Raw genomic sequence first — 15946 nt, 5'->3', positions numbered from 1 at the left:
ACGATCGTCTCGTCGGCGTCGCGTTCCGCTACGAAACCGGCGGTTCGGGTCGCGCGCAGATGTGCACGATCTGCCTCACCACGCACACCGGTGGTGGTGTGTCGCTGTTGACCGCGCACAAGGCGGGCGAATCCGGCAGGCGTGGCAATTCGGTGGGCACCTACATGTGCACCGACCTGGCATGTTCGCTCTACGCGCGCGGCAAGAAGCGGCCGGCGCTGGGCAGCCGGTATCGCGAAGATCTCTCCCCGGAGGAGAAGATCCAACGCGTGCAAGACAACATGACCGCGTTCATCGGCCGGCTCTACAGCTGAGCTGACCACGCAAAGGTTCTGAGTACCTCGCACAGGCGGCAAGCCCCGCATTTCGCAACGCACTGTGCGAGCTGTCCACCACGAGACGAAGGAGGTAGATGCCATGGGCCGACATCAGAGAACCGGCACCCCGCATCCCGAGTCCTGTGAGAACAGGATTCGGGATGCGCGGGTTGTCTCTTCGATCGAGAGGGGCCGGTGACGCGGACCTTGTCGTTGGGAGAGAAGCCGTGCAGGCTGCGCCTCAACGTAATCCGGCGACGCTGTCGGTCCAGCGCGCGAGTCGAGCGGGATCGGCGAAGCGGTCCGGCCCCAGGTTCCAGGTGGCGGCGAGGACGCGATGGCCGAGCTGCCGGATGCGCTCGTGGCGTGGCCACTGCGTGCGCGCCCACGCCGGTTCGTTGTGCGCGGCGTCGATTTCGGCGAGAGTCGAGCCCATCAGTTCGAACTCGAGTTCCTTGCGGGTCTCGGGCACCCGGCCGGGTTCTGTGCGCAGGGCGTCCAGTAGCCGGTCCAGCGATTCGATGACGCGGCGATCGTTGCGCAACAGCACCCGGCGGTGCGAGTGCCGGTCCACCAGCCACAGCACGCCGAGCCCGATCAGCACACCGATCACGCTCTCCAGGAACCGGTCGAATGCCACCGGAAGCGGATCGCCGTAGACTCCGCCACCGCCCATCAGCAGGGCCAGCGGGGTGATGAAGACGACCGCGAGACCGTAGTTGCGGGCGACGAACAATTCGATCGAGAACTGAAGCGCCATCAGGACCAGTACCAACGCGAAGCCACGTGGTTCGAACGCGTAGATGACGGTGAACACGGCGAGCCCGAGCACCGTTCCGCCCACGCGGTGGATCCCGCGGTAGGTGCCAGGCACCCGGTCCGGGCCCTGATGCAGCAGGACGGCGACGGTCAGCACCGCCCAGTCGGGGCGGCCGATGGACAACGCGACCGTCAGCGAACCGGCGAGAATCGCGGCGAGCCCGATGCGGTTCGCGGCGACGGCGGCGTGACTGTCCGGCGACAGCGAGCGGGCCAAGCGGAAGCGCAGCGAGGGAAAGGGGGTCGGCGCCGGTCGCCCGGTATCGAAGAGGGCGTCGGCATCGTCGACGCCATTGCGATGCAATGCCTCGGCGAAACGCGCCTGGGCCTCGGCCAAGGTGCGCGCGGGCGGATGGCTCGGATCGGTGCGGCGGGCGCCGTCGAGCATGGTCCAGGCGGTTTGGATCTTCATGCCGGCGGTGTAGCGGGCGGCAGCGAGATCGTCCGAGGTGCGCTCGAGTCCGTCGTAGGCGCGCACCGCATCCACCGCGGCCGCGACGGCGTTGTCTTCCGGTGCGCGCGGATACCGCAGCGCCCCCGACATGCCAACCACCATCGCGCTCACCGCACCCGCCGAGGTCCACAGTGCGACCGCGCCCGGCGACACCCCGGCGCCGGTCACCGCCGCGCCGATCCCGACGGCGAGCACGAAGAAGAACCCGCCCGGCGGACCCAACCGCAGCGCGGAATTCACGAACGTGCTGATCACCGCCACCGCGGCCAGCACCACGACCAGCACGAGCAGCCACGCGTGCCCACCGCCCGCGGCGGTATGCCGATGGATCGCCGCCCCGGTGAATCCGCCGGCGCACGCCGCCGCGATCAATCCGAGCCCCGCCCAGCCGATCGCCCGCCACCGCTGCCGGTACACCCGCCCCTCACCGAAGATCACCGCGAACGAACCGAGCGCCGCGATCAACCCCTGCTGCTCATGCCCCAGCAGCGCGGCGATCAGCGCGGGCGCACCGAAGGCCAGAGCTGTGCGGACCGCACCGGGCAGCCGTCGCCCGGCCGGCGGGACCCCGAACAGCACGGCTCGTGCCGGTGCGGGCGCCGGAAGGTTCGGTCCGTCCGCCGCGGGTGACAGAGGTTTCGGGCTGCCCGATTCGGCAGGTGAACGCTGCGGTCCGTCCGGGTCGGGCATGTGACAGCTCCTTGCCGGTCGGGCAGGCCGAGGGCCGGGCGGCCTGCGGTGTTCGTCGTCCTCGGGGAGCGTATCGCCGGCGCCGGGCAGCCGGCCGCGATCACCGGGGTAGCCGCGGTGCGGCTTCGGGAACCAGCCGCTCGGGCGCTCGGCGGAGGTCCTGGTGTCGGGTAGCGGTCACGGCGCCTCCAGGTTGACCGTCATGCGCTGCAGGACGTCCATCATCCGGGAGAACTCCTCCGCGCTGATGCCGGCGGTCATCCGCTCGCGCAGGCCGGAGACCTCGACCATGGCGGCCGTGTGCGCCGACCGGCCGGCCGGAGTCAGTGCGTACCGGCCGTCGGCGTCGCGGTGGGTCCAGCCGCGCGCGGCCAGCCGGCGATCACGTCGGAGACGCTCTCGCCGTTGCCTTCCCAAAACGGGCGCAGAGCGTCGGTGAGGTGGACCTCATCGGCCGGTCCACGGCTGATCGTGTTGAGCGTCTGCCATTCCCGGCGGTTCACTCCGGCATTGCCCAGCAGCCGGTCGAAGGTGATCTCGATCAGCTGATCCAGCCGCTTGAGTCGGTATCCGATCATGCGGTCCGGTCCGGAGCCAGAGGTGGCGCCAGGGGCCGGGCCGGAGGCCGAACTCGGTCCGGAACCGGCGGTCGAGCCGGAATCCGTGCCTGAGCCGGCATCCGGATCCGGATCTGACCCCGAGGTGGTACCCGGGCCGGAGGCGGGCGCGTGGGTGCCGGCCGAGCCGGTTTCCGGTGACGGCGATGAGCAGGCCGTGACTGCGAGTACCGCAAGTGCGCAGAGCACGTAGCGCATTCGGAGGGCTCCCTTTCAGCGAATGGAATAGTAGTTGTAATACTACAACTAGATGTCCAGCGCTACCCTTTCCGTATGAACGACGTCGAGCGAGTCGAACGGGCCATGGTGGAGATCCGTCGCCGCCAGACCCGTCGCACCCTTGCGCCCGGGGGCGAACCCGCCGGTCAGGCCTTCGATGTCCTCGACGTGGTCGGCGCCGCGACAGATCCCACGGTCTCGACCGTCGCCGAAGCCCTCGCCGTGGACCGCCCTCGGGCGAGCAGGCTCGTGGCCGCCGCCGTCGACGCCGGCTACATCGAGCGCATCGCCGACCAATCCGACGGGCGCCGTTCCCTGTTGGCGGTAACCCCCGCGGGCCGGGCCGTCCTCCGGTCTGCCCACCAGCGCCGCATCGACGCCTTCGACTCCGCGATGCACAACTGGACCGACGCCGACCGAGCCCGATTCGCCGACCTACTCACCCGTTTCGTCGCGGGGATGCCGCACCGCGGCCCCACCGGCGCTCAACCGGAATGAACCCTCACCCCTCGGTCACGAATCCTTCGGCCACCAGCCAGTCGCGCGCGACTTCGGACGGCTCGCGTCCGTCCACATCCACCTGACGGTTGAGTTCGGTGATGGTTTCGTTGGTGAGCAGCGCCGATATGGGTTCCATGACGGTGATGACCTGGGGGTGGGCTTCGGCGAAATCGCGGCGCATGACCAGGGCGGCGTTGTATTTCGGGAAGAAGCGCTGGTCGTCGTCGAGCAGGATGAGGCCGAGGGAGGGGATGCGGCCGTCGGTGGCGGCGACGGAGCCGAAGCTGCATTGGCGACCGTCGGCGACCGAGGTGTAGACCAGGGCGTCCTGCACGAGGCGTTTCTGCACCGCACCCTCGTCGATACCGTATTTACGTGCCATGCCCGGGAATCCGTCGCGGCGGACATTGAATTCGGTGCCGACGCAGGTGGCGGCCCGGGCCGGATCGGTGGCGATCAGGCGGGCGTAGTCGGACAGGGTGCGCACGCCCGTTTCGGCCGCGGTGGCGGCATTGGTGACCAGGGCGTAGGTGTTGTTCATCGGTGCGACGGCGGCCCAGACCATGTCGTGGGCGGCCAGGTCGGCGTCGCGGACGGCCTCGAACTGGCCGCGTTCGTCCGGAATCGGGGCCTCGTTGCCGAGGTAGTTCATCCAGCCGGTGCCGGTGTAGTCGTAGGCGATATCGATCTGGCCGTGCAGCTGGGCGTCGCGCAAACTGTTGGAGCCCTGGATATTGGTCAGATCGCGCACCTCGGCGCCGGCCGCCACCATGGCGAACTCGATGATGTAGCCGAGGATGTTCTGCTCGGTGAAATCCTTGGAGCCCACCGTGATCGGCACGCCCGCCAGTTCCGGGACCGGTTGGATACTGCCGGGCCCCACCCGCAGCGGGACGGCGCTGCCCGCTTCCAGGCCGCACCCGGTGAACAGCAGCAGACCTGCGAGAACCAGCAGGATCAGCTTGCCCGGTGCCCGGCGGGAACGGGACCGGGAGCGCGGCTCGCGACTTTGTGAGCTGCGGATCAGCGCAGCCTCCCTCGGCCGTCGGCGATCCGCCCGTTCGTTGGCCGTGCACGCGGAGTTCATGTCAACCCCCTCGGCCCCAAGAACTCTTCGGCCAAGGCGCCCAGCCAGTCGACCAGCAGCGCCAGGGCGACCGCGAGCACCGCGCCCACGACGAGAGTCACGTTGTCGCGCAACTTGTACCCGGTGTCGATGAGGATGCCCAGCCCGCCCGCGCTCACCAGGAACGACAGTGTGGCGGTACCGACGGCGAGCACCAGCGAGGTGCGCAGACCGGCCAGAATATAGGGCACGGCCAGCGGAAACTCGATGCGCCGCAATACCGTCGACGTCGACATGCCCTGTCCGCGACCGGCGTCGATGAGCGTCCGGTCCACTTGCTGGTAGCCGAGAATCGTATTGCGCAGCACCGGAAGCAACGAATAGAAGGCGATCGGTGCGACCCCGATCCAGAAGCCGGTGGTCTCGGTGACCAGATAGAACAGCACGATCAGGCCGATGGCGGGCGCGGCGGCGCCGATATTGGCGATGCCGACGAACAGCGGCGCGAGCCTGCGATACCGCGGCCGCGACAGCAGCGTCCCGAGCGGCACCGCCAGCGCGACCACGATCAGCACCACGGTCACGGTGATCAGCACATGCTGCCAGGTGACCTTCGCGATATTCGACGCATTGAGGCTGGCCTGCTGCGTCACCGTCAGATCCCGATTGAACGCCCAGATCAGCACGCCTGCTGCCAGGATCAGCACCAGCGCGGGCTGGACCAGCAGTCGCAGCCGTTCGGCGCGGCGTTCGGCGGCGGGGCCTGCGGTGCGGACGGCCGGCGCTGTCGTTGCCGTCATGGCCGACTGCCCGCATGTTCGGCTCGCAGGGCCGACAGGTGCCCGACCAGTGTGTCGATGGTGATCAGGCCCGCGTACTCACCTTTCTGCCCGGTGACCACCGCGGTCGCGGTGCTCTCGGCCAGCAGCGCCTCCAACGCGTCCTGCAACGTCGATTGCAGCGAAACCAGTTCGCCCACCGGCTTTCCCGCCTCGGTCAGCGAATCGGCGTGTGCGAGATGAGCTGCCGAGACCCAGCGCAGTGGACGCTGCCTGTCGTCGAGGATCAGGGCCCACGGCCAGTCGAGGCCGTCCAGCTGCTGCCGCAGTCGATCGACCGGTTCGTCCTCCCGGGCGGTTGGGCAGGACCCCAGCTCCACATCGCGCACCCGGGTGAGGGTGAGCTGCTTGAGCGAGGCGTCCGCGCCGACGAACCCGGCTACGGTCTCATCGGCCGGATCGGCCAGGATCGCGGCGGGAGTGTCGTACTGGAGGACGCGGGAGTGATTGCCCAGCACCGCGATTCGGTCGCCGAGCTTGACGGCCTCGTTGAAATCGTGGGTGACGAACACGATGGTCTTGCGCAGCTCCGCCTGCAACCGCATCAGTTCGTCCTGGAGCAGCCCGCGGGTGATCGGGTCGACGGCGCCGAACGGCTCGTCCATCAGCAGCACCGGCGGGTCCGCCGCCAGCGCCCGCGCCACCCCGACGCGCTGCTGCTGACCGCCGGAGAGCTGGCGCGGATACCGGTGCCGATAGATGTCGGGATCGAGGCCGACCAGCTCGAGCATCTCGTCGGTGCGCGCCGCGATGCGCTTGCGGTCCCAGCCGATCAGCCCCGGCACCGTCGCGACGTTTTTGGCGACGGTCATGTGCGGGAAGAGCCCGGCCTGCTGGATGGAATAGCCGATGCCGCGGCGCAACTCGTCGGGGTCGATCGACAGCGCGTCCTTGCCGCCGATCGTGATGGTGCCCGAGGTCGGCTCGATCAACCGGTTGATCATCCGCATCGTGGTGGTCTTGCCGCAGCCCGACGGCCCGACCAGCACCACGATCTCGCCGGCCGGAATCGTCAGGCTGACGTTGTCGACCGCCGGTTGCTGCTGGCCGCCATAGTGCTTGGTGACCGAGTCGAGGACGATCTCGACGCCGGACACGGGTTCGGAGTCAGTCACGGATCCCTTTCGACGTGGTGATTCGGCCCAGGAGCAGCAGTAGCCCGTCCAGCGTGAGCGCGAGGGCGACGATGAGCACGGTGCCGGTCAGGGCCTGCGGCACGGCATTCGGGGTGCCGAGCCTGGTCAGGCCGGTGAGGATCAGATTGCCGAGGCCCGGCCCCTTCGCATAGGCGGCGATGGCGAGGATGCCCATCAGCATCTGGGTGCTGATCCGGATACCGGTCAGGATCGCGGGCCAGGCCAGCGGGAGTTCGATACGTGCCAGCACCCGTAGGCGGTTCATGCCGACTCCGCGGGCCGCGTCGGTGATCGCGGGGTCGACCGCCGCGAGCCCGACGATGGTATTGCGCAGGATCGGCAGCAACGCGTACAGCACCATCGCGGTGATGGTCGGCGCGACACCGAGCCCGAGCAGCGGAATCAGCAAGCCGAGCAGGGCGAATGACGGAATGGTGAGGATGGTGCTCGCCGCGGCGGTGGCCACCGAGGAGCCGAGTGGACTGCGGTAGACCAGCACGCCGATGGCCACGGCGACCAGCGCGCCGAGTACCACCGATTGGACCACCGCCGACACATGCAGATAGGAGTCGGTGAGCAGTTGGTGGCGCCGGTTCACGACGAAAGTCCACAGCGTTTCCAGAGTTTCCGCCTCCCCGCTTCCCTCGGCGTCGCGGGTCAGTGTATCGAGCGGACGGGGTTGCGGGCGGTATTCGGCGGTCTGGGTGGGTGATTCGGGTGCTCAGTCACCCGGCCGGGGCCAGGGGTTGCCTTCGAGCTGTTCGACCGACTGGTTGAACTTCGTGATGAGCCGATGCAGCTGGTCGACGTCCTCGGCAGGCCAATCGGCGACCACCCGGCCGATGCCGTCGCGGCCGACGGTGCGGTCGGCGTCGAGCAGCTCCATGCCTTTGTCGCTGGGCCGCACCTTGCGGGCCAGCCCGCCCTCCGGATCGGGGACCCGCTCCACCAATCCCTGATCGAGCATGGCCCCGACCTGACGGTTGACCGTCGAGATGTCGAGCCGCAGCGCTTCGGCCAGTTCCCGCAGGCTCAACGGCGAGCCGACGTCGAGCCGGGTGAGGATCAGGAACGCCGAACGGTCCAGCTGGAATCGGGGATGCCGGCTGGCCGCGGGGGTATGGCGGGACAGCAATGTCAGCTCAAACGACAGCCGCGACAGCGGCTTCTCGGCCGCCGAACCGAAATCACCCGAATCGGACATGGCCATCACTATGTCGCGCGTGTCACTCGAAATCCAAATTGTGCACCATACACATGGTATGTATCGTACACATTCATGACCGCTGTAGCCGACGTGTCCTCGAACACGACCGACAACCGGCGCACCCCCGCGCCTGCTGTCCTCATCGCGACGCTCTCGACGGTGGGTGTCGTCGTCTCGCTGATGCAGACGCTGGTCATCCCGATCATTCCGTCGCTGCCCGGCTACCTGAACACCTCCGCCTCCAACGCGGCCTGGGTGGTGACCGCGACACTGCTCGCCGGGGCGGTATCCACCCCGATCAGCGGTCGGCTCGGCGATATGTTCGGCAAGCGGCGGGTGTTGCTGGTGAACCTGGGCGCGATGATCGTGGGTTCGGTCATCTGCGCGCTGTCCACGGCGCTGCTGCCCGCGATCATCGGCCGCTCACTGCAGGGTATGGCCGTCGGCGCGATTCCGCTGGGTATCAGCATCATTCGCGATGAGCTGCCGCCCGAGCGGGTGGGTGCGGCGATGGCGACGATCAGCGCGACCCTCGGCGTCGGCGGTGCGATCGGCATGCCGTTCGCGGCCTTCATCGCGCAGAACGCCGACTGGCACATGCTGTTCTGGATCTCGGGTGGTCTCGGCCTGCTCTGCCTGCTGGCCGTGGTCACGTTCGTACCGGAATCGCCGGTGCGCACCCCCGGCCGCTTCGACTTCGGTGGTGCGGTCGGACTGTCGATCGCGCTGCTCGCGCTGCTGATCGCGATCAGCAAGGGTGCGGACTGGGGATGGGGGAGCGCGTCGATCCTGACCCTGTTCGCGGTCTCGGTGCTGACCTTCCTCGGCTGGGGCTACTTCGAACTGCGGCAGCGTTCGCCGCTGGTGGATCTTCGCGTGTCGGCGCGGCCGCGGGTGCTGTTCACCAACATCGCTTCGGTGGCTGTCGGATTCGCGCTCTACGGCATGTCGCTGACCTTCCCGCAGCTGCTCATGGCCCCCGAGGCGACGGGCTACGGCTTCGGATTGTCGATGGTGCAGGCCGGTTTGGTGATGGCGCCGGGCGGACTGGTGATGATGCTGCTCTCGCCGGTATCGGCGCGGTTGTCGGCGGCGCGCGGCCCCAAGTTCACGCTCGCGATCGGTTCCGGCGTGATCGCCATCGGCTACCTGTGCGCGCTGGTGCTGATGAACAGCGTCTGGCAGATCGCGCTGGCGGGCGTCATCGTGGCCGGCGGCGTCGGCCTGGCCTACGCCGCGATGCCCGCGCTGATCATGGGCGCGGTGCCGCTGAGCGAAACCGCGGCGGCCAACGGCCTCAACTCGCTGATGCGCTCCATCGGCACCTCCACCTCGGCGGCGGTGATGAGCGTGGTGCTCGCGCACATGACCATCTCGCTGGCCGGGCACGCGCTGCCCTCCCGCGACGGCTTCCACACCGCGTTCCTCATCTCGGTGGCCGCGGCAGTCGTGGCGATCGTGCTCACCAGCCTGATTCCGATGGGTAAGAAGGAGCCGGCCGCGGCCGTACCGGCCTGAGACGGGAACCGCTCGGCCGCGCCGAACGTCCAATGAAGTAGGGCAACGCGGGTAGCCCACGGACGAACGGAGCCGCAATGTCGGAACGGGGAGGCGCATCGACGACGATGCGAGCGGACAGGCGCGGGGCGGGACCCGGCGGCTGGTTGATCGCCGGAGTGCTGATCGTCGCGGTGGTCGTCGCAGGCGTGTTCGGTGTGCGCTGGTGGCAGGAGCGCGACGGGTACCCGGCGGTGGTGGGCGAATCGCTACGGCAGTTCCCCGCGATCGATACCGCTGCGCTGGGCTCCGAACAGGCCGCGGTCGTGGCCGTACTCGAGCGTGAATTCGCCGATCCCGGTGACGGGCCGAAATACGCCGAGGGCGTCACCGAGCCGTGGTGCGCCGACTTCGTCAGCTGGGTCATGCGCGAAGCGGGCCTGCCGCTGTCGAATCCGAACTCGGGCTCATGGCGGATCCCTGGCGTGTACACCCTGCAGGAGTACTACGAATCCGCAGGCCGGTTCACACCGGTCGACGCCGGCTACCAGCCGCGCACCGCGGATGTGCTGCTCTACAGCGACAGCAGTCCGTTCACCCAGCACACCAACATCGTGCTCAGCGCCGAGAACGGTGTCGTCACCACGATCGGCGGCAACGAATTCGGCACCGTGCGGATCCATCGGTTCACCCTCGCCGAGGTGCCGGGCGTTGTCGGGTTCGGCCGGATCTGAGCCGCACCCGACGCGGTGAATGTTCCGACGAGCGAACAAAGGGCTCGTCGGACCGGGTATCGGCGCCTAGCATGTACCTCGGAGGCGCCCGGCAGCGCCACCACCGATCCCTGTCCTGCTGTCCCCTCATCGGCAGGACGGGGATCACTTCTTTCATGACATGACATGGCCGTCACCGCCATACCGTCTGATCGACACCCGGATCGCGTACCGTGTCGAACAGTCCGTTGGAGGTGAGAGTCTCGGAACGCCTGATGCAGCCGTTGGAGCAAGCGCACAACGATCCGCGATGGATCGGATACGCCGAGTTCGGCGAACGTTTCGTCACCCACGCGGTGACAACCGACCGGATCGAGGCGGCGGTCGCCGGAATCGCGGGCAAGGGGATGACGTTCGGTCCCTTCTCGATCGGGCCCGCGGGATTGGCCGGATTGGTGGCCGAAGGGAAAGTGGGCCGCCCGGTGGTGGTACGCAGCGGCCCGCACGTCACCTTCGAGATGCGGGTTCCGGTCTCGCTGGCAGTGAAAGTACTGCTCGGCGGCAAGAAATTGCGGTTGGAGACGGTCGTCGCCATCGATATGACGCTGCACGCGCGCACCGCGGCACCGCTGCTCATCGTCATCGATATCCCGCCGATCAAACCCGCCGACGTCAGCGTCGTCCTGCGCGCGCAGGCCGTGGACACCGCCGGTGAATGGCTGCTGGATCCGGTGGCCGGGGTGGTGCAGCGCGAGGTCGCGCAGCGCGTCAACGCCATGCTCGCCGATCCGCAGGCGCGCCGTTCACGGATCTTCGACGTAGAGGCGATGGTCGCGGGCACCCCGTCTCCGCATCGCGGCGACAGCGAGTTCGACTGGATCGGCTACGACGAATTCGGTCACCGGTTCTTCCCGCTCATCGTCACCCGGGACCGGGTGTTCGAGGTGGTCAAGGGCCTTGCCGGGCGTGCGATCGAGGTGGGCCCGTTCCGCACCGGCCCGCGTGACTCGGCGACGGTGACGGTGCGCGGGGCGGTCCGGCTGCCCGAACTCACCGAACGCCCACGGCCCGACCCCGGCCACTCGGATGTCGGCTTCGATCTGATGTTGCCGGTCTGGCTGGACATCACCGTCGACGTCCTCAAGACCAACCACTACCGCGCCGACGTCCGCATCCCGCTGGTGCTCACCGCACGGGCCGCCGATCCGCTGCTGATCGTCATCGATGTGGCGCCGCCGGACCGCGAGGACATCCGGCTCGAGTTCTCCGCGGTCGGCCTGCGGGCCGCCACCCTCGCCGTGCTGGCAGGCATCCGCAAACAGGTGATAGCGCAGGTCGCGCAGGTAGTGCGCAAGGAACTGGCCGACCCGGCCGGGCGCACCATCGACGTGGGCGCCCGCATCGACGGAACGGTGTGAACGACCCACTGTGGCTCGAGTGATCAGAGGGTCTAGTGGGTCTAGCGGTTCGCATGTGAAATGTGGTGGAATGAGTTCACGTTCGAGGCTCCCGGCGCACGAGTGACACTTGGGGAAGGTGCGCCGGGCCGCTACTCAGTGGTCGGTGTCGTCGGGGGTGGCGAAGGAGTCCAGTGATGCGTTCGTCTCTGTCCCGGCGTGATCTGTTCGGCTACGCGGCTGCCGCTGCCGTGATCGGTTCGATCGGCGCCACCGTGAATATGCCGCGTGCGCGCGCCGAATCGCTCGGCACGCTCGTCGATTACGCCGCCGGGGTGCCGTCGGCGGCCGCGATCCGCGACGCCGGACATACCGGCGTCATCCGCTATGTCTCCGACCGCAGGCCCGGCGCCGAATGGATGGCGGGCAAACCGCTGCTCGCCGCAGAGGTCGAAGACCTCAACGCGGCGGGGTTGAAGATCGTGTCCTGCTACCAGTTCGGCAAGGGCCCTACCGCCGACTGGCGCGGTGGCCTGGAAGCCGGCAAGCGGCACGCCGAACGCGGCCTGGAACTGCATCTGGCGGCCGGCGGACCCGAAGGCGTGCCCATCTACGCCTCGATCGACGACAATCCCTCCGCGGCCGATTTCGCCACCATGATCGCGCCCTACCTGCTGGGCTGGCACGCCGTGCTCGGCCGGGAGAACACCGGCGTCTACGCGAACTCGCCCACCATCGACCTCGCCGTCGCCGCGGGTCTCGGATCCTGGTATTGGCAGCATGATTGGGGCACGCCGGAGGGCTATGTGAATCCGGCGGCGCATCTGCATCAGTTCGAGATCGACGACCGCACCATCGACGGCGTCGGTGTCGACCTCAACAACATCCTCACCCCGGAATACGGGGCCTGGTAGACCTCAGGTCTGGCAGTGGCAGGCCGGGTCGACCCGCAGATCGGGCTCGTCGTCGGGAACCACCCGCAGCATCGGCCTCGACTCCGGGGCCTGGTGGTTGCCCATCCAGGACAACAGCGACCACCTCGACAGGCCCGACAGCGCCGAACCGAGGCTGGCGAAAGACCCCGAGGAGATCACCGAGGCGAACGATCCCACCGAGCCGATCGACAGGATCGATCCGACGCTGCCGATGGACAGGATCGAATACGCCGAGCCGATGGACAGGATCGAACCTTCGGACCGGATGGACAGAATCGACCGGCGGGAACGCCGGCTGCGGACCGAATCGCGGGACTTCATCGAACGTTCGACAGTCGCCATGGGTTCGGTCTACCACAGCGGCACTGCGGTGCGGGAGACTCTGCCCGCGATTCGCACACCATTCACCACACAATGGTCGCGATGGCGCGCCGGCGACGACGAAGCCCCGGCAGCGCGAGGCGGCCGGGGCTTCGGTGAGTCGAGTATCAAGCTACGGTGAAGAAGCCCAAGGTCGGCAGGAAGTTGCAGGTGCGCGGAGCGGCATCGGCGGCCTGGGTGGTCAGCGAACCGCCGATCACCGCGACGACGCGGCCGGAGCCGGTGTTCGCGATGGCCGACAGGGTGGCCGGACCGTCCGGGTTGATCTTGGCCTCGTTGGTCAGCGCCTGGACACCGGACTGACGGGTGTCGAGGTTGAGCCACTGCACCGTCATCGGCGGGTTCTGCACATCGGTCGGCGACTTGGTGCCGAGCGCGGTGAACACGAACCCGGTCTGACCGGCCGCGGGCCCCGGCGGGGGCAGCTGGGCCGGGCCGGGCACCGCGAGCGCGGTACCGACCGAGTCGGCGGAGTCGGAGATGCAGCCCTTGCCGATGGTCGGGTACAGGAACTGCGCGATGGCAGGGCCCTGCTCCGGTAGGTCGGGGCCACCGCCGCCGCTGCCGTCGAGGAACTTGATGATGCGTTCCAGCGTCGACTTGATCTGCGGCGGCAGATTCAGCGTGGCCAACAGGGCCTTGGCCTGGTCCAGCAGGGCGGCCTGTGGGCTCGCGGTGTCAGCGGCCGCGATCTGGCCCACGATGGCGGGCGTCAGGGCGGCGAGCGCGTCCACCGGAACGCCCTCGGGAACCATCGGGACGCTGTTCGGCGCCGCGGCGGGCGCCGGGGCCGGAGCCGCGACGGTTGTCGCGGGCGCGGCGAGCATGGCGCTCGCCGCAATGGCGAGCGCGGACAAGGCGATCCGCGATCCTCGGGTGCGAAGCACTGGTCTTGCCGTCCTTACCTCGGGTACATCTGGTCGACGCTGAAAAGCCGTCGTTTCGGGGGTCACTCTAAGGACAACGCCGCATGTTGTACAGCAGCGGTGCCGGAAATGCGCGCCGTGGACGAACGTGTTATCAGAAGGTAGCGCCGTTCAGTGTTACTGGTGTGAAAGTTGATGCAAATGTTACTTGTGGTTCGAGGGATGACTGAGCCAGGGCAGCGTTGTCGCCGCCCGCACTGCGGTTAATGTAGTCGGAGCCTTCCACTCCAGCCCGCCGAATCGCCGAACACCGCGATCCGCCCCGGCCCGGCCCGACTCGAAAGTCCCGCATTTGAACCAGCAGAGCGCTCGGACGGACGCATGCCCGCCGGTCGTGCCCGCCCGATCGGCCGAACCGCACCGCTGGGCCACCCACACCCGCTGGGCCGTGGCCGCGCTGGCGGCCAGTGTGCTCGCCCGGCTGCTGTGGATGCTGTTCGCGCCCAACGGCATGAACCTGGTCGACCTGCACGTCTACGTCGACGGCTCGGCGGCCCTGCTCACCGACAAGCTCTACGACTTCACCTACGCGGAGAAGACCCCGGATTTCCCGCTGCCGTTCACCTATCCGCCGTTCGCCGCGGTGGTGTTCTTCCCGCTGCACTATCTGCCGTTCACGGTGGTCGCGATCGCCTGGCTGCTGGCCATCGCCGCGGCGCTGTACGGGATCGTGCGGATCGCGCTGGAACTGATCCTCGGCGCCGAGACCGCGCGGCAGCCGGGCTGGCGTACCGCCTCGATCACCTGGACCGCGATCGGGCTCTGGCTCGAGCCGGTGCGAACCACCATGGACTACGGGCAGGTCAACGTCTTCCTGGTGCTCGCGGTGATGCTCGCGGTGCGCAGTACGCGGTGGTGGATCTCCGGCACGCTGGTCGGTGTCGTCGCGGGCATCAAACTGACCCCGGCGATCAGCGGGCTGTATTTCCTCGCCCGCAGGCGCTGGGCCACCGTGGCGTGGTCGGCAGCGGTCTTCGGCGCGACGGTCGGGCTCAGCTTCCTCATCTCGGCCGGACAGACCAGGCACTACTTCGGCACCCTGCTCGGTGACGCCGACCGGATCGGCCCGGTGGGGTCGGTGTGGAACCAGTCGCTGCGCGGGGCGTTGAGCCGGCTGCTCGGCTACGACGTGGAGACCGGGCCGTGGTGGCTTGCCTCGGTCGTGCTCGTCGCGGTGCTTGCGCTGCTGGCGTGGCGCACGCTCGGCCCCGACGACCGGCTCGGCACCCTGCTGATGGTGCAGCTGTTCGGACTGCTCATCTCGCCGATCTCGTGGTCGCACCACTGGGTGTGGCTGCTGCCGACGGTGCTGTGGCTGCTGTACGGGCCGCTGCGCGAGGTGCCGGGCGCGCGGATCTTCGCCGGCTACTGGCTGGTGACCGCGCTGGTCGGCGCGCCGTGGGTGCTGTCGTTCTTCCAGGACTCGATCTGGACCATTCCCCGGCCGTGGGTGCTGTCCTGGCTGGGGACGGTCGACGTCACCGGCGTGCTGGCGATGCTGGTGTGGATCATCTGCGCGCCGCGGCTGCTCACTCGGACGGCGCGGCCAGCCGATCTATCTCGTGCGCCAGCGCCACATCCAATGCGGTGAGCCCGCCCGCGCTGTGCGTGGACAGCGTGAAGGTGACCTTGCGCCAGCGGATATCGATATCGGGATGATGGTTGGCCGCCTCGGCCGCGACGGCGACCCGGCGCACCAATTCGATGCCGGCGGGGAACGTGGCCGCCTTGATGGTGCGGGTGATCGAATCCCCGGAGCGGCTCCACTCCGGCAGTGAGGTCAGGGCCGCCGATATTTCGTCGTCGGACAGTAATGGGGTAGTGGTCATTGTCTCGTTGTACCCCTGTTGCGCACGATCATGAGCGCACTGCGTGAAACCTCAAGCAGCGCGCGCCTTCTTCAAACCCTTTTTCAGTTCTTTCCCCGTCACACCGGCCGCTTCCAGGCGTTTCATCCGCATGATGACCACAGGGCACTTGATGCACCGCGTCTTCTTGCGGCAGCACTTCTTCTTCGGCTTGAGGCTGGAAACCTTCTTTGCCTTGACCTTGCCCATGGCGAGTAAGCCTACCCTTAGTCGAATGTGGAGTCCCAGGTGCACCTGGGTGCCGGTAGGGTGTATCTGGCCGCGATGCCCGGTGAGTTCCATTCTCCACCTGTTTGTACAGGGAGCCCCGGCGCGAGGGTCAGGACCCGTAGGCGGCAGCTTGCGTTACCACGTAGGGTCCCGC

At 68.2% G+C, this 15946-nt stretch carries 18 protein-coding genes; 7 read left to right on the top strand and 11 right to left on the bottom strand.

Features of this window, described 5'->3' with window-relative positions:
• Positions 1–314: FBP domain-containing protein (locus RJ05_RS20560; protein WP_036539498.1), on the top strand; the 314-nt coding region annotated here is incomplete at its 5' end.
• A 244-nt stretch (positions 315–558) separates the two neighbouring features.
• Here the strand turns inward: RJ05_RS20560 and RJ05_RS20555 are convergent.
• Together RJ05_RS20555 and RJ05_RS32435 are read right to left on the bottom strand one after the other, a co-directional pair.
• Positions 559–2280 carry an FUSC family protein gene (locus tag RJ05_RS20555; RefSeq protein WP_085996248.1) on the bottom strand — a complete coding sequence of 574 codons (1722 nt, stop codon included), beginning with the start codon at positions 2278–2280 and terminating at the stop codon, positions 559–561.
• A gap of 323 nt (positions 2281–2603) precedes the next feature.
• On the bottom strand, positions 2604–2858 hold the full coding sequence (locus RJ05_RS32435; protein ID WP_234012428.1) for a hypothetical protein: 255 nt from the start codon (positions 2856–2858) through the stop codon (positions 2604–2606).
• A 312-nt stretch (positions 2859–3170) separates the two neighbouring features.
• On the opposite strand from RJ05_RS32435, the gene RJ05_RS20540 reads away from it, so the two are divergent.
• Complete coding sequence (locus RJ05_RS20540; protein ID WP_036539495.1) at positions 3171–3614, top strand: MarR family winged helix-turn-helix transcriptional regulator; 444 nt, start codon at positions 3171–3173, stop codon at positions 3612–3614.
• A gap of 4 nt (positions 3615–3618) precedes the next feature.
• On the opposite strand, the gene RJ05_RS20535 is transcribed toward RJ05_RS20540, so the two are convergent.
• The 5 genes from RJ05_RS20535 to RJ05_RS20515 all read right to left on the bottom strand — a co-directional run bounded on the left by RJ05_RS20535 (position 3619) and on the right by RJ05_RS20515 (position 7868).
• Positions 3619–4704 carry a glycine betaine ABC transporter substrate-binding protein gene (locus tag RJ05_RS20535; protein ID WP_249040527.1) on the bottom strand — a complete coding sequence of 362 codons (1086 nt, stop codon included), beginning with the start codon at positions 4702–4704 and terminating at the stop codon, positions 3619–3621.
• Complete coding sequence (locus RJ05_RS20530) at positions 4701–5483, bottom strand: ABC transporter permease (protein ID WP_036539493.1); 783 nt, start codon at positions 5481–5483, stop codon at positions 4701–4703. The genes RJ05_RS20535 and RJ05_RS20530 overlap by 4 nt, the downstream gene beginning before the upstream one ends.
• Positions 5480–6637, bottom strand: coding sequence for an ABC transporter ATP-binding protein (locus tag RJ05_RS20525; protein ID WP_036539491.1), 1158 nt, complete (start codon positions 6635–6637; stop codon positions 5480–5482). Before RJ05_RS20525 ends, RJ05_RS20530 begins: the two co-directional genes overlap by 4 nt.
• On the bottom strand, positions 6630–7280 hold the full coding sequence (locus RJ05_RS20520; protein WP_036539490.1) for an ABC transporter permease: 651 nt from the start codon (positions 7278–7280) through the stop codon (positions 6630–6632). The genes RJ05_RS20525 and RJ05_RS20520 overlap by 8 nt, the downstream gene beginning before the upstream one ends.
• Positions 7281–7379: 99 nt before the next feature.
• Positions 7380–7868 (bottom strand): MarR family winged helix-turn-helix transcriptional regulator, encoded by a 489-nt coding sequence (locus RJ05_RS20515; protein ID WP_051016768.1) that lies wholly within the window; start codon positions 7866–7868, stop codon positions 7380–7382.
• 69 nt (positions 7869–7937) lie between these two features.
• On the opposite strand from RJ05_RS20515, the gene RJ05_RS20510 reads away from it, so the two are divergent.
• The 4 genes from RJ05_RS20510 (at position 7938) to RJ05_RS20495 (ending at position 12386) form a co-directional block, all read left to right on the top strand.
• Positions 7938–9383, top strand: a complete 1446-nt coding sequence (locus tag RJ05_RS20510) for an MFS transporter (RefSeq protein ID WP_036539488.1) — start codon at positions 7938–7940, stop codon at positions 9381–9383.
• A gap of 107 nt (positions 9384–9490) precedes the next feature.
• A complete protein-coding gene (locus RJ05_RS20505; RefSeq protein WP_036539487.1) occupies positions 9491–10096 on the top strand; it encodes a CHAP domain-containing protein in 606 nt (201 codons plus the stop codon).
• Positions 10097–10350: 254 nt separating this feature from the next.
• Positions 10351–11493 carry a hypothetical protein gene (locus tag RJ05_RS20500; RefSeq protein WP_036539517.1) on the top strand — a complete coding sequence of 381 codons (1143 nt, stop codon included), beginning with the start codon at positions 10351–10353 and terminating at the stop codon, positions 11491–11493.
• Between the two features lie 176 nt (positions 11494–11669).
• A complete protein-coding gene (locus RJ05_RS20495; RefSeq protein WP_036539484.1) occupies positions 11670–12386 on the top strand; it encodes a DUF1906 domain-containing protein in 717 nt (238 codons plus the stop codon).
• 3 nt (positions 12387–12389) lie between these two features.
• Here RJ05_RS20495 and RJ05_RS20490 read toward each other — a convergent pair whose 3' ends face one another.
• Entirely contained in the window at positions 12390–12749 is a 360-nt protein-coding gene (locus tag RJ05_RS20490; RefSeq protein WP_036539482.1) for a hypothetical protein, read from the bottom strand.
• A gap of 146 nt (positions 12750–12895) precedes the next feature.
• A complete protein-coding gene (locus tag RJ05_RS20485) occupies positions 12896–13675 on the bottom strand; it encodes an Rv1157c family protein (RefSeq protein ID WP_036539479.1) in 780 nt (259 codons plus the stop codon).
• Between the two features lie 373 nt (positions 13676–14048).
• Between RJ05_RS20485 and RJ05_RS20480 the strand changes: the two genes are divergently transcribed.
• A complete protein-coding gene (locus RJ05_RS20480) occupies positions 14049–15305 on the top strand; it encodes a mannosyltransferase (RefSeq protein ID WP_081597439.1) in 1257 nt (418 codons plus the stop codon).
• Here RJ05_RS20480 and RJ05_RS20475 read toward each other — a convergent pair.
• Together RJ05_RS20475 and RJ05_RS31675 are read right to left on the bottom strand one after the other, a co-directional pair.
• Positions 15244–15543: a 4a-hydroxytetrahydrobiopterin dehydratase gene (locus RJ05_RS20475; RefSeq protein ID WP_036539477.1), complete on the bottom strand. Its 300-nt coding sequence runs from the start codon at positions 15541–15543 to the stop codon at positions 15244–15246. The genes RJ05_RS20480 and RJ05_RS20475 overlap by 62 nt on opposite strands.
• Positions 15544–15594: 51 nt before the next feature.
• Entirely contained in the window at positions 15595–15771 is a 177-nt protein-coding gene (locus RJ05_RS31675; RefSeq protein ID WP_085996247.1) for a hypothetical protein, read from the bottom strand.
• Between the last annotated feature and the right edge of the window lie 175 nt (positions 15772–15946).

This window comes from Nocardia cyriacigeorgica NBRC 100375 (assembly GCF_000308555.1).
Classification (GTDB): Bacteria; Actinomycetota; Actinomycetes; order Mycobacteriales; family Mycobacteriaceae; genus Nocardia; species Nocardia cyriacigeorgica.
This window is presented reverse-complemented; position numbering and strand designations above follow the sequence as displayed.

Coding starts and splice junctions, on each gene's coding strand:
- RJ05_RS20555 (WP_085996248.1), bottom strand. CDS start 2,280: ATGCCCGACCCGGACGGACCGCAGCGTTCACCTGCCGAATCGGGCAGC.
- RJ05_RS32435 (WP_234012428.1), bottom strand. CDS start 2,858: ATGATCGGATACCGACTCAAGCGGCTGGATCAGCTGATCGAGATCACC.
- RJ05_RS20540 (WP_036539495.1), top strand. CDS start 3,171: ATGAACGACGTCGAGCGAGTCGAACGGGCCATGGTGGAGATCCGTCGC.
- RJ05_RS20535 (WP_249040527.1), bottom strand. CDS start 4,704: ATGAACTCCGCGTGCACGGCCAACGAACGGGCGGATCGCCGACGGCCG.
- RJ05_RS20530 (WP_036539493.1), bottom strand. CDS start 5,483: ATGACGGCAACGACAGCGCCGGCCGTCCGCACCGCAGGCCCCGCCGCC.
- RJ05_RS20515 (WP_051016768.1), bottom strand. CDS start 7,868: ATGGCCATGTCCGATTCGGGTGATTTCGGTTCGGCGGCCGAGAAGCCG.
- RJ05_RS20510 (WP_036539488.1), top strand. CDS start 7,938: ATGACCGCTGTAGCCGACGTGTCCTCGAACACGACCGACAACCGGCGC.
- RJ05_RS20505 (WP_036539487.1), top strand. CDS start 9,491: ATGCGAGCGGACAGGCGCGGGGCGGGACCCGGCGGCTGGTTGATCGCC.
- RJ05_RS20500 (WP_036539517.1), top strand. CDS start 10,351: ATGCAGCCGTTGGAGCAAGCGCACAACGATCCGCGATGGATCGGATAC.
- RJ05_RS20495 (WP_036539484.1), top strand. CDS start 11,670: ATGCGTTCGTCTCTGTCCCGGCGTGATCTGTTCGGCTACGCGGCTGCC.
- RJ05_RS20490 (WP_036539482.1), bottom strand. CDS start 12,749: ATGGCGACTGTCGAACGTTCGATGAAGTCCCGCGATTCGGTCCGCAGC.
- RJ05_RS20475 (WP_036539477.1), bottom strand. CDS start 15,543: ATGACCACTACCCCATTACTGTCCGACGACGAAATATCGGCGGCCCTG.
- RJ05_RS31675 (WP_085996247.1), bottom strand. CDS start 15,771: ATGGGCAAGGTCAAGGCAAAGAAGGTTTCCAGCCTCAAGCCGAAGAAG.